Genomic DNA, 12,575 nt, shown 5'->3' with positions numbered 1-12,575 from the left:
CTCACCCCGCCCACTTCATCGGGCCACTTTTCCCAACTACTTCAGCGAGCCCCCGATGGGCAGCCCGGCCCCCCACACCTCCACGCGGATGCCGTCCCGCTGCACCGAGATGTCACGCAGCCGTACGTCGCCGGGCGTCGGGGGCAGCCGGAAGGACAGCGACAGTTGGTCCGCGAGCTGCGGTTTGGTCAGCCCGGCCAGCGTGCCCAGGAACTTGGGGTCGACGCCGAACTTCTTCAGCAGCCAGGGGTGGTCCACCACGACGTCCACAAGGTTGACCTGCATGAGCTGCGAGATGAAGCGCGGCGCCCCGGTCAGCTCGTGCAGCTTGTGCTCGTTGTGCAGCGCCTGGTCGATGTACTCCTGGGGGATACCGATGCGGCGGGCGATCGCCGGGACCGACAGCAGTTCCTTCACCCTGGCCGCCTCCCGGCTGACCTGGGCGGCGGCCTTGCGCGTCAGCCGCAGGCCGTCCTCCTTGCCGGTGCCGGGGCGGTAGACGGCCAGGTCGCCGATGTCCAGGCGCATCGCGCTGATGTCGGTGGAGATCCCGCGGTCCCCGGCCCGGCGGATATGCGCCTGGGCGTGGACGCGCAGCTCATGACCGGCGATCGGGAGCCGGCCGTCGGCCTGCACGGCGTTGGGCCCCAGCTCGCTGAAACGTACCTGTGAGGCGCCCAGTTCGCGGTTCATGTCGTCGAAGGCGAGCAGCACGGTGCCCCGCACCTGGCCGATCGTGGCGCCCTTGACCGAGGAGGGCAGGTCGCCCTGGATGCGGATGTCGGTCGCGGTCGCCTCGACCTTGGCCAGCGACACCCGGTCCGCCGCCAGGTCGGGCACGGTGATGTCCACCCGCCGCAGGCGCTTGTCCAGCACCTGCGTGAGGAAGGGGAAGCCCTTGATGTCGACTTCCGGCTTGGCGTTCAGATGCAGGCTTTCCTTGAGCTTCTCGGCGGCCTTGTCCTGCGCGTACAGGACGGCGAAGCGATCGCCGAGGGCGAGGAACGCCGCGCACACCAGCAGGGCGACCAGCATCTTGACGACGAGCGGCACTCCGGCGAACCGGCTGATTCCGCGCTTGCGCCGCCGGTGGTTGGGCGGCTGCCACGCATCCGCCTCGTCCTCCTCGTCGTCCGAGCGCAGACCGAGTCCCAGCGGGTCCCGGGGGTCACGGCGCCGTGAGCGGCCCGTACGGCCGTCGGTGCCCGGCTCGGGTTCCGGGTCCGCCAGCGCCGCGAGAGCCTCGTACGGATTCGCCGACACGCTCCCCGATCCGTCCCTGGATCCGTCTTTGGACCCGTCTCTGAACCCGTTCCCGGTGGTGTCCGGCCCGAAGCGACCCCGGTCGCGGTCGTCGGGAGAGGAGGCGGACGCACGGATGCGTGTCGGGGGTCGCATCACTCCATCCCACCATGCGTATGGCACTCGAACGCAAGTCTTAACAGCGGTACGTGAGGTATGGGAGGCTTGTCCGGCCGCAGCAACGTGAAAATCACCAACCTCCCCCGCGTACGGCCCTCACGGCCGCCCACGCCCCACAACACACCGGCGGCACCCCACTGCCTCCGCACCGCTTCCGCACTGCCTCCGCACCGTCACCGACATCCTGGAAGGGCGCACCAGTGATCGTAGTAACCGGAGCAACCGGCAACATCGGCCGCAGCCTGGTGGACCAACTCCTCGCCCGGGGCGCGTCCGTACGAGCCCTGACCCGTGACCCCGAACGCGCCGGGCTGCCCGCCGGGGCCGAGACCGTACGGGCGGACCTGACCGACCCCGCGAGCGCGGCGAGGGCACTGGAAGGTGCTGAGTCGGTCTTCCTCAATCTGGCGGCGGGCGGCGACCGGGCCGCCGACGCCGTGATCGACGCCGCCGTGAAGTCCGGCGTCCGCCGGATCGTCCTGAACTCCTCCATGGCCGTCACCGACGGCTTCGAGGACCAGGACAACTTCATCGCCCGTATGCATGCGGGCTTGGAGCAGGCGGTCCAGTCCTCCGGTCTGGAATGGACCTTCGTACGCGGCGGAATGTACGCCACCAACGCCCTCAAGTGGGCCCCGGAGATCCGCGAAACCGGCGTGGTCCACGACGCTCACCCGCAGGCCAACGGCGCCCCCGTCCACGAGGCCGACCTCGCGGCCGTCGCCGCCGCAGCCCTCCTGGACACCACCGGCGAACACCTCCACCAGGCGTACGTCGTCACCGGCCCGGCGAAGCTGACCATGGCCGAGCAGGTCGCCGAGATCGGCCGGGCCATCGGCCGCGAGATCCGCTTCGAGGAGATCCCCGCAGAACAGGCCGCCGAAGCGATGGCCGGCGCCCACTTCCCCAAGGACGTGGCCCTCCGCCTCCTGGACATGTTCGCCTCGACCATCGGCACCGAGCCCCTGATCACCGACACCGTCCAGCACGTCACCGGCCACCCCGCCCGCACCTTCACCCAATGGGCAACCGACCACGCCCCCGACTTCCGCTGACCACCCACCCGCCGGCCCAGCCTTACCCGCAACTGCCCGCCGCGCGGCCCGCTTGAGAGCCGACTCGCCGCAAAATGCTACTTCGCACATTTCGCGGCGAGTCGCGCCACCCGTTCGTATGCCTCGATGAATCGCTTGATATCAGCGCGCTGCTTGTCCACGTCTTCTGGTTGCATTTTCGAACTGATTACGCGCAGGGTGAAGTAGGTAGCTTTTTTATCCGCTCTGCACTTGGATGTGGACACTCCGCCGTTATCGGCAATGGCGAGATTTGGATTCAACGAATCCCTTCGCGGATTCCTTAAATGCATGTAGCTCAGTGACGCGGTGGCCAGCGCGTCAATTTTGTCAGGGTGTGTTTCCTTCCTGATCATCAGGGCGGTCTTTTCATCGATTCCGATCGTGCAGGGTATGCTGCCGTGCATGTCGTCTTCCCCTGGATAGTGCTGGGTGAATTTCTCGCCTGGCGGCAGGAGAGGGGAGACGAGAGCGGCGTCAACGGGTGAACCGCAGATGCGATCAGGAATCGAATAGTCCATGCCGTCAGTGCTGGAGCAGCCCGACGTGCTGAAAAACACGACCGCACCCGCCAGGAGAGTAACTGCCACCTTCCGGAGGGGTTTCATTCCGACTTCTTCTTCCCGGAAATGCCCTGCGCGTGGTCATTTCCGTTAATCGCCGCGCTGTTGATGGCGTCTATTATGCTGACGGAGGCCTCCCTCTCGCCATGGTTTACATACAGGCGGTGGTCAGGAAGTCGACTCCACGCTGCGCAGCATCTCCCAATACGGGAATCAAGGTGACCGGTGCGCCTAGCATGTGGTAGGTGCCCATTTTCTGCCCGGAAAGGTCCTTCTTGTCCGCCTCGATTGCCTGGGTTCTGGCTTCTTCGAGGAATCCGATGGTTCGTCCCGCTCGGATGAGGGGTGCTCGGTCATCTTTCGGGTCGGGATCGGACACCACTCTGAGGGTTTCGTAACCCAGGCCCTCGTTGAGGATGCCATAGGCATTCTTGTCCCTTGAGACCTGTTTCATTACCTCCAGCAACTTCTTCTGCGGCAGGGGGTCGTCCGTGATGTCGAGGGAACTGGTAGACCGGTGGACCTTGTCGCCGTAATTGGCCAGTACGCCTGCCATTGGTTCCCGCAGCGCGGGTGGAAAGTCGTTCTCCTTCTTGGCGGCGTATTCGAATGCGTAATCAAAAATGCGGTCGTGTGCTGCGGTATGGGGAACGTAGGCGTGGCGTTCCGTATTGTCGGCAGCGATTCCGGTGGCTGCTGCCTGGAGTGCCCTGCCTAGGCCGGCTCGGTTGTCTCTGTCCTCGATGTCGGGTCCCGCGTACTGGAGATCGCCGTGCCAGGCGACAGTGTCGACCACCTTCCAGTCGCGTTTGTTGAGGAGATAGTCGAGGCGGTCGTTCTTCTCGGGCTTGCCGTCCAAGGGGTTGGGGTCGCTGTCGGGGTCGAGGTAGGCGGTGGCGGCGCCCGGGTTGCGGCTCATGAGGTTGAGTACGCCGTCGAGGGGGTCGTTGGCGAACCAGTCGTCGTGTTTGCCGCTGAAGTCGCCGTCGAGGTCCCAGACGTCGGGGTTGCCTCCCTTGGACCTGTCTTCGGCGGCGCGGATGTCGTCCGCCATGTCGTGCAGGAACTGCGGGGAGTAACTTCCGCCTTGCTGCATCAGGGTGACGAGACTCTGATAGCCGCGTACCTGCTGGTCGTGGTTGCGGCTGATGACATGGGTCTGGTCGGTTGCCGCTTCGAGGTCGAATAGAAGGTGTCCCAGAAGGGTGCTGGTCCGGATGCAGCCCTGCCATCCGCTCCGCCGCTGCCTCCGGCCGCGGGCGCTGCGGCGTGCCCAGGGACAGGATGGCCAAGAACCCCACGGCGATCGCGACCATCGTGCCGCGCGCAAGCAGCGGAGGCAGCGGAGGCAGCCATCGGAGACGCTTCATTACCGAATCGTCGGCCCTTCCATGTACGGACGCTGCTCCGGCCGCCCATGACGCACTCCCCCTTTATGAGTCCTGCCTAGTGCAACTGCCCCGTGGCTTCGTCCGTGTGTGCCCACCGCGTGGTGCCAGTCGTCAGGTTTGGACGTGGTGCTGAAGCCCTGACAGCCGGGCTTCTGAACCACTTTGACGGGACTTGACCGCGCGTTCGTATGCGACCGCCACCGGCACCATCACCACCGCGCCTATGAAGAAGTAGGTGTTGATGGCCAAGCTCGTCCAGAAGGCCGTTCCCCAGGCGCCGGCCAACTCCGTTGCCTGGCCGAGGAGCCCGTGCGGGGTTATGCCGGTCACCGTCGTGATGTTCTCGATGAGACCGGGCACCCCTCGTACGACCAGCAGCCCCGCCCCGAACCACAGCGGCACCCGCACCATCCACCCCGGTATCCGGTCACCCCACGCCCGTACCGTCGCCAGTACCAGAACGGCACCCACCGCCGACATCAGCGTGACCAGCCCGTCGTAGGCGAGGAACACCCACACCGGAGCGTCGCTGTCCGGTCCCATCGCACGGCGGTAGTCCACCGCCATCCACGCGTGCCACACGAAACTCAGCACCAGCCATCCGAAGGCGGCATACGCCCACCCCCGCCGACGCCGGTCACTCACTCGCCCCTGATTTCCCATGCCTCGACGCTAGGCCCCGGCCTCACAGCGCGGCATCACCCGAAAGTCGAGAACACCTCCGCCAATCGGGGGAGGGGATGTCTGACTGAAAGTCCTACGGGCGCCGTGCCTCGCGGGGTGGCCGTAGAGAAGGGCTTCACCGGCGAAGGCGGGGCGAGGTGGGGTGGGGCAGGGCGGTGAGGGGAAGGTGGGGGTGGGTGTACCGCCGGGACGGGTTCTGAGCGGCGTGATGACGGGGCGGGGGCGGAGGAGAGTCGGTGCTCCGGCCGACAGGGTCGATGATCTTCCGGAGGCAGGTATGAGTACACGGCACCAACGTCCCCTCTCCCCTTTCGAAAGTCGCTACTTCCTCGGCCGTACGCGGTTCGGCAGCGTGCCGGTCCGCGACATGCCGGCCTTCATCGGCTCGGTCGTGCGCGGCCGGATCGACGTACCCCTGCTCGAACGCGCCCTGTGCGCCCTCGCCGACCACCACCCGTTGCTGCGCTGCGAAGTCGTGGGCGGTGACGGCGACGGTGACGGTGATGACACCGGCGCGTACTTCCGTCTGGTCGAGGGGTTCCGGCCGCGGCTGGAGGTGCTGTCGGGCGGTGACGACGCCTACGACCGGCTGCTGAACACCCCGCCCGACTGGCAGCAGGGTCTGTTCCGCGCCTATGTCTTCCCCGATGGTGAGCTGACACGGATCACACTGGTCTTCCATCACGGCGTGATGGACGGCCGGTCGGGGTTCGCCCTGCTGAGCGAGCTGTGGGAGCGCTACACGTCCCTGGTCGAGGGGGCCATCCCGCCGTCGTCCGACGCGCCGGCGGTGACCGCATTGCCCGAGGCCATCGACGAGCGCCTGGCCGCCGAGCCCGGTTTCGACGAGGCGGAACTGAACGCCCTGATCGAGCAGATGGCAGCCGGCTACGGCCTCTTCGAGGCGCCGGCATTGCCCACGGACGCAGAAGGGGAGGCGGCGGCGGACACGGACGCGTACTCGCCGGCCGGTGACGGGGGTGGCCGGTTCGCCCGTGTACGGATCGATTTCGACGCGGCCACCACCGCCGCGCTCGTCGCGTCCGCCCGTGCGGCGGGCACCTCGCTGTACGGGCTGGTCTGCGGTGCCGCGCTGATCGCCGTCCGTTCCCACCTCCCTGGGGACACCGGTCCCATGCCGCTCTTGTGCGGTCATGCCGTCGACCTGCGTGGGCGGCTGGAGAAACCGCTCTCCACCTCCGTGACACTCAACTGCGCCTCCGGCACGGGCAGCCTGGCGGACGTCGCCCCCGACTCCGACCCCCTCGAAATCGGCCGCCTCATCACCGCCGACCTCGCCGCATCCCTGGCACGCCGCGACCCGGAGAGCTTCCTCCTCGCGTCCGTCCAGGCCGTCAACGAAAAGGCGATACGGGCCATGTCCGCACCGCCGAGCATCGCCGTCTCCAACATCGGCCGCATACCCGCCCATCGCGTTCCCGAGGACGTCGAGGTCGTACGGGACGAGGTGTACGCCATGGCCGTCGGCATGCCGCCCAAGATCTGCGTCTTCACCCTCGACGGCCACCTGGCGATCCAGAACGAGTACGACAACGCCGTACACAGCCATACCCTCATGCAGCAAGTAACCGAGACCCTGCGCATGACCCTCCTGAGCGTCACAAAAGCGGCGGCGCCAGCACATGACGTTAGCTAAGGGTTGTCCCGTAACTGCTGGTCGCAGATGAGATGGTCTTGCTGTGTCTGGTGTGATCACGGCGTCGGAGCCCTCCTGGATGGCCCCGTTCCCCGGGCTGAGCCCGCACCAGTTCGGCAAGCTGATCACTGCGTTGCGGCGTGAGGGCGCGAATACGGTGCGCAGGGGCCGGCCCTGGAGTCTGCCGCTGGAGAACCGCGTGCTCCTGGCCGCCGCGTACGGGCACGCGAACCTGACCTTGCGCCAACGCGCGCCGCTGTGCGGGATGTTCAAGTCGGCCGCCGGCCGCATCATCGACCACCTCGGGCCCGCGCTCGCCTTCCGGCATCGCAAGCGGTTTTGCAAGGACGCCGCGCTGATCGCGGACGACACGCTGGTCCCCGCCCGCGACCACACCGTCGCCGGGCAGCCCAAGAACTACCGGTACTCCACCAGCCACCAGGTCGTCATCGACGTCGGCACCCGGCTCGTCGTCGCGGTCGGCCGGCCGCTGCCCGGCCACCGCAACGACCGCAAGGCGTGGAGCTGTCCGGCGCGAAAGACGCCGTCGGTGGCTAGCTAAGAGGGACCTACCCCTGTTCCGCTAAGGACTGGCGCCTGCCGCAATGGGACATCGACCTGGTTCACAGCAACTGCAACAGGTGCACGTGGCTGTACGAAAACTGGGACCATTCCGGCATTAAGGTGTGTATCAACCCGGGCGAACTCAAGAACATACCGCCGGCCGCTAACCGGCCTGTCATCCTGGCTGTTGGCGCAGTGAAACGCTGTCCCTGATATACGCTGAAATCTCGACTGGTTGGTTGCGAGATTGCGAGATCAAAGGTCGGGCAGTTCGCCCTCCTGAATGGAAATGTCGCGCACTTGCCCTAGCTTCTCCAGTGAGAGACGCGGTATCCACTCGCGAGGGCGAACGGTGTAACCTTGCACGCGCATATTCACGGGCGCCACGAAAAGCGCAGCCCATACTGTTGGGCCAGCAAGATGGTTTGAGCTTCCCTCTCATTGGTTTTATGGAAGTGTGCATATGCGGCAGCTACCGCCTTGCTCTCATTGATGCGTACAGGCGGTAGTCGCGGGTCGCTGATATTGCGAGCGATTAGCTCTGTTATGCGCCCACTCCGTTCAACGAGCACGTCCAGTCGAATCGGCAACAGTACCTTCCCTTGCCGCCTGCGCCAGGAAACCATCCAGCCCAGTTTGGATGTGTCTCCTACTCCGTTGACCAGCACTTTCGATCCTGGCAGTCCCCACGCTGCATGCATTTGCGCGTAACGCGTGGCGATGCGCTTGGCGTCGACGGCCGATGATGCGCGTCTATTTTCCCCTGGAACTTTGTAGCCACCTTCGGAGGACGCCATGCTTACGTTCAACTGCTGCTGGTCGGGCCATTTCAGCTCGGCGAGACCGGCGTCAAAGTACCCCATGACCGTTCCGGTGCCCTTGTCTCCGGGTAGGATTCCACCTTGGTGAGGTGGTATTGAGAACCGAACGTTTCTTTCAAGTGCCTCGACATCGCAGCATGCTGCCGATCGGTCGGGGCCGGTAACCGACGGACGTTTGTCATCCGATTGGCCGAAAGGCGCTTCGGACGAGTAGTCCTGATTGCACGGCGCGGAGGTCGCGTTCGTAGCGGCGGATGGGTCAACTCGTGGCCCGGTCCCCTTGGGGAAGAGGAGTCACCGCAAGCCGCCGTGGACGGCCGGGGCCCGGCTCATTCTTCGTTGTATGCCTCGACGATCAGCAGTGTTCCGTGGCTGCCCGGTCGTACGGCGTGCAGCGTGCCGCCCGGTACGACTACATCTCGCCGGCTTGCACTGATATCGGTCGGGTGGAGACTGCTCGACTCGGGCGCCCCGGGTGTTTCTGTCGTTGCCGTGTCTGTCTTTGGGGTCATCGCATGTGCCTTTCTCGATGGTCGGGTTCGATGTCGACGTCGGGAAAAGTAGTGGCGATCGTTGAGGGAGCGGCTGACCGTTCGGTAAAGGTTTGTGGACCGTTTCTTCGGGCGGGCGTCGGGCGAAAACGCGTTGCGAGCGGTGGGAACGCGCGCCTACGTTGGCGCGCATGCTGCCTGCTGTGGACACGGACGCCCAGTGGGACGATGTCGTCCCCGTTGAAGAGGTGATGCGCCCGGGTGTGGAAGACCTCTGTGCACGTCTGGGTCTTCGTGGGCTGCCGCTGAGGCGTTTCCCGGTGGGCTCGCAGCCCGTGTATGCCGTCGGGACCCGTCAGGTCCTCAAGCTCTTTCCGGGGGTCTGTGCGGAGGACGGCGTGGCCGAGGCGCGTGTGCTGTCCTATCTGGAGGGCAGGCTGCCCGTGCCGACGCCGTGTGTGTACGACGCGGGTACGTATGAGAACAACTGGCGGTACGTGCTGATGTCGCGGCTGCGCGGGGAGGATCTGGCCCTGGCCTGGTCCCGTGTACCGGAGAGTGAGCGGGATCGGATCGCCACCGAGGCCGGGGAGACGCTGGCCGCGCTGCATGCGCTGGACCCCGAGCCGCTGGGTGATGTGCTGGGGCCCGGGGACTGGGGTGCGTTTGTGGCGGCTCAGCGTTCCACCGCTGTCGAGCGGCAGCGCGGGCATGGGCTGTGGGACGAGTGGCTCGATCAGATTCCCGGTTTTCTCAACTCTGTGCCGTTGCCGGCTGATCCGCCGCGCGTGCTTTTGCACACGGAGTTCATGCGGGAGCATCTGTTGGTCACCCCGCACGACGACTGGCGGCTGACCGGTCTGGTCGACTTCGAGCCGGCGATGACGGGTCATGCGGCGTACGATTTCGTGGCTGTGGGGCTGTATGTCTCGCGGGGCGATCCTCGTCTGTTCTCCCGGGTCGCCGCCGCTTACGGGCACACCTTCGGGCCCCGCGAACTCCTCGCGTACGCCTTGCTCCATGTGCACGGGAATTTTCCGCGTTACCTGCGGGAGCTCCCCGCGCCGCCCCGCCCCACCCTCGACTCTCTGGCGGAGACCTGGTTCGGCACGGGGTGAATCACATGGTCCTGATCTCCATGGTCTTGATTTCCCGGCCGCTGTTCAGACAGCGCCGTTCGAGCGGAACCTGGCTGTCGTCGATCACCTTGTAGAACTTCTTCAGGCACACGCCCAGCGCCTCCTGGCCGAAGGCGTTCGGGTGGAAGGACTCGTCCTGCTGGCCCTGGCTGTACGGCAGCGGCGCCCCCTCGTATCCGACGCTCAGGTAACGCATCCACTCGGCCTTTTTCTCGTCCATGCCGTACCGGGAGTCCGCCTGTACTGCCTGGACGGTGCCTTCCGCACACACCTCGTGGCCCGTGAAGGCGTTGCTCAGGTCGAGGAAGTCGACCGCTGCCGCACGTGCCGCTTTGCGGATCTGCTCCGACAGGGGCTTGAGGAGGTGAGCACGGGCCCAGTCCGTGTCGTCGTTGAAGAACGGGCAGCCGTTGGGGTGGTAACGGTTGTAGCCCTCCCTCTTCGTGCGGTAGCGGGCCGCATCCGGCAATGGTGAGGGGTAGGACTGGAGGGCGATCCGGTAACCCGACTGCTTGTTGCGCGGATTGCCCGTGATCTCCTTCACCCGGGACGCGACGTGATGGACCGCCTGCGGCAGATCGGCCAACGCCTTTCGGGCCCTGCTGGTCAGTGCCTCGTCCTTGCTGCAGTGCGTACTGCCCACGGGCTTGAGGAAGCCCTTGATGCACTGCTCGATGATGCCGGAGAACCCCACGTCGTTCCCGCCGATCGAGATCTGCACCAGGCGTACCTTGTGTTCTCCGTCTTTGACGAAGTTCTCCAACTGCTTTAGCTGGACGTCCTCGCCTTTGAAGTAGTCCTGAAGGAGGTGACGCGTCTGGGCGCCCGAGCAGGCCAGGTTCTTGGGGTGGCTGAATCCCGCGCTGTTGATCTCGGCGACATCGGAGCGATGACACCCGTTGTTCTTTCCGGTGAGGGGATTGACGTACGACTCGTACACCCGCAGCGGGTCGTGCCGGCAGTGGGTCCCGTCGTTACGGCACTTGTAAGAAGCCCGGTCGGTGCCGTAGAGGTTGGTCGTGTTGTCTTCCTTGATGGCGACGTTTCCGGCCCACCGCCCTCCCTCGCCGGAGATGAAGCTGTCGCCGAGGGAGACGTAATAGTGCTTGCCGAACGTGGGCTTTCCGGCCGCCCGCCCGTTTCGGGATTCCTGGGAGGGTGGCCGGTTCACGTCACCGGGGAGGGCGGCGGCCGTGAGCGCGGACAGCGCGACGCCGGTCGCGGCGGCGACGGTCAGACGGTTGCGGCGGCGGGTGCGTGAAGGTGCTGACCGGTTGGTCCCGCGGGTGCCTGAGGGAGCTGGTCGGGTGGTGCGCACGGGTTTTCTCCTGCCGTGATGGTGTGGGCGCATCGGTGAATGGGGGCTAACTGGTGGGCGGGCAGTACGGCACGATGCTGTGCAGCCAGCCGACGATTTGCAGGCCCTTCTGCGTCAGCGTGCTGCCGTCCCAGTCGGCGCGCATGTGATGGCTGCGGGATTCGTCGTTCTGGCTGTAACCGGCCAGCTTGAACGGCCCCCAGGTCACCTCGCTGTCGAACTTCGCGGCCCGGTTGGCGTTCTCGGAATCCGACTTGTGCCAGTCCGCCGTGATGCTGACGTTACGCAGACACAGAAAGGAGACCGGCAGCATGGGCAGTGCGGTGCCGCTCTGGTCACGCTTTCCGGTCGAGATCGTTCCGGGGTCGTACTGGCTGGTCTTCCAGTGCGGCGTACTGAACAGCGTGCCGTCGAGCCAGGGACGGGAGATCGTGCACAGGCAGTACTGGAAGGAAACCTTGAGGTTCTTGGTCTCCTCGCTCAGGTGCGACTGGTATTTGGAACCGCCGCCCTCGACCCCGCCGCCCCAGCCCCAAATCCCGTTCTTGATGCCGGCACTGGCGGCGTAGCTGTGCGCTTCCTCGCTGCTCGACGTCTCCTGGGAGCCCTGGGTCACGGTCGCCGTGGGCCAGTCCTCGGCCAGTTCCGCCGAGGTCCAGCCGGTCGGGTACACGGCGCTGCGGTACGTCAGTTCCGGCGTACCGGTCAGGTCCACACCGTAGCCGTCGAACAGTTTCTTGGCCGCCGCGAAAGCGAGGGCGACCTGCTTGTTCCCGTTGGTCGCGAGCACGGCGATCGCGGACTCGACCTCATTGGCATGGGCGGCCCGCCAATCGTCGTACGTGCCGGTGACCGGGCCCCGCAGGGTCGGACCGAGCAGCGGCCAGTTCTGCCTGCCGCTGTCCGTCTCCTGAGCCTTGAGGTACGCCATCATGTATGAGAGGCGGGCCGAGTAGTACTTCTGCCGAAGTTTCGTGTACTCACGGCTCATCACCGTTTCCACGGTCTTCTGCACAGGCTTGCCGGTCTCGTCGTCGGTGACCGTGACCTCCCGCTTCAGGACGGCCTGCGCCTCCTGGATCCGCTGCTTCGCCGAATCGTCCAGCTCGGGATCGCTGGTGTTGGCCCGCAGAATCTGCTGATAGACATCGACGGCCCGGACGCTCGAAATGCTGGTGGCGGGGCTCATTTCATGGACTTCGTAGGCGAGCTGGGCGATGTTGTAGGCGGCCCCTTTGTTCCCTGTCTTGTTGCCCGGCGTCCAGGGATTTGCATAGTCCTTCGGGTCGATCAGCCGGCCGGAAGGTTCCATGGTCAGATAGGTTTTCTTGGGGTCGTAGCCCGACTGGCCGGTGTCGCTCGTCCCCGTCACCGCATTGAAGATGCTGTTGTAGATGGACAGCGCCATCCTTCTGTTCGCTTCGTTTTCCGCCACGGCCGGCTCTCCGTTTC

At 65.7% G+C, this 12,575-nt stretch carries 10 protein-coding genes and 1 pseudogene; 4 read left to right on the top strand and 7 right to left on the bottom strand.

The features are described 5' to 3' along the window. Positions 1-36: 36 nt before the first annotated feature. Positions 37-1,263 (bottom strand): LmeA family phospholipid-binding protein, encoded by a 1,227-nt coding sequence (locus KGS77_RS14225; RefSeq protein ID WP_242581457.1) that lies wholly within the window; start codon positions 1,261-1,263, stop codon positions 37-39. Between the two features lie 359 nt (positions 1,264-1,622). On the opposite strand from KGS77_RS14225, the gene KGS77_RS14220 reads away from it, so the two are divergent. After that, on the top strand, positions 1,623-2,477 hold the full coding sequence (locus KGS77_RS14220) for an NAD(P)H-binding protein (protein WP_242581455.1): 855 nt from the start codon (positions 1,623-1,625) through the stop codon (positions 2,475-2,477). Between the two features lie 77 nt (positions 2,478-2,554). On the opposite strand, the gene KGS77_RS14215 is transcribed toward KGS77_RS14220, so the two are convergent. The 3 genes from KGS77_RS14215 to KGS77_RS14205 form a co-directional block, all read right to left on the bottom strand. Beyond that, positions 2,555-3,016, bottom strand: a complete 462-nt coding sequence (locus KGS77_RS14215) for a hypothetical protein (protein ID WP_242581453.1) — start codon at positions 3,014-3,016, stop codon at positions 2,555-2,557. Positions 3,017-3,209: 193 nt separating this feature from the next. Next, entirely contained in the window at positions 3,210-4,154 is a 945-nt protein-coding gene (locus tag KGS77_RS14210; RefSeq protein ID WP_242581451.1) for a DUF6571 family protein, read from the bottom strand. A gap of 406 nt (positions 4,155-4,560) precedes the next feature. After that, complete coding sequence (locus KGS77_RS14205) at positions 4,561-5,094, bottom strand: hypothetical protein (protein WP_242581449.1); 534 nt, start codon at positions 5,092-5,094, stop codon at positions 4,561-4,563. A 316-nt stretch (positions 5,095-5,410) separates the two neighbouring features. Here KGS77_RS14205 and KGS77_RS14200 point away from each other — a divergent pair, with 316 nt between their 5' ends. Both KGS77_RS14200 and KGS77_RS14195 read left to right on the top strand, forming a co-directional pair. Continuing rightward, the gene (locus KGS77_RS14200) at positions 5,411-6,790 is read left to right on the top strand and encodes a hypothetical protein (protein ID WP_242581447.1); all 1,380 of its coding nucleotides are present in this window, start codon (positions 5,411-5,413) and stop codon (positions 6,788-6,790) included. A 43-nt stretch (positions 6,791-6,833) separates the two neighbouring features. Beyond that, a pseudogene (locus KGS77_RS14195) lies at positions 6,834-7,342 on the top strand (IS5/IS1182 family transposase); the annotation flags it as partial. Between the two features lie 386 nt (positions 7,343-7,728). Here KGS77_RS14195 and KGS77_RS14190 read toward each other — a convergent pair. After that, positions 7,729-8,217, bottom strand: coding sequence for a hypothetical protein (locus tag KGS77_RS14190; RefSeq protein ID WP_242581446.1), 489 nt, complete (start codon positions 8,215-8,217; stop codon positions 7,729-7,731). Positions 8,218-8,857: 640 nt separating this feature from the next. Here KGS77_RS14190 and KGS77_RS14185 point away from each other — a divergent pair. Then, entirely contained in the window at positions 8,858-9,784 is a 927-nt protein-coding gene (locus KGS77_RS14185) for an aminoglycoside phosphotransferase family protein (RefSeq protein WP_242581445.1), read from the top strand. A gap of 1 nt (position 9,785) precedes the next feature. Here KGS77_RS14185 and KGS77_RS14180 read toward each other — a convergent pair whose 3' ends face one another. Both KGS77_RS14180 and KGS77_RS14175 read right to left on the bottom strand, forming a co-directional pair. Continuing rightward, complete coding sequence (locus tag KGS77_RS14180) at positions 9,786-11,123, bottom strand: SGNH/GDSL hydrolase family protein (RefSeq protein ID WP_242581444.1); 1,338 nt, start codon at positions 11,121-11,123, stop codon at positions 9,786-9,788. Positions 11,124-11,169: 46 nt separating this feature from the next. Continuing rightward, the gene (locus tag KGS77_RS14175; RefSeq protein WP_242581443.1) at positions 11,170-12,558 is read right to left on the bottom strand and encodes a hypothetical protein; all 1,389 of its coding nucleotides are present in this window, start codon (positions 12,556-12,558) and stop codon (positions 11,170-11,172) included. Positions 12,559-12,575 lie beyond the last annotated feature (17 nt).

This window comes from Streptomyces sp. MST-110588 (assembly GCF_022695595.1).
In the GTDB taxonomy this organism is placed as follows: domain Bacteria; phylum Actinomycetota; class Actinomycetes; order Streptomycetales; family Streptomycetaceae; genus Streptomyces.
This window is presented reverse-complemented; position numbering and strand designations above follow the sequence as displayed.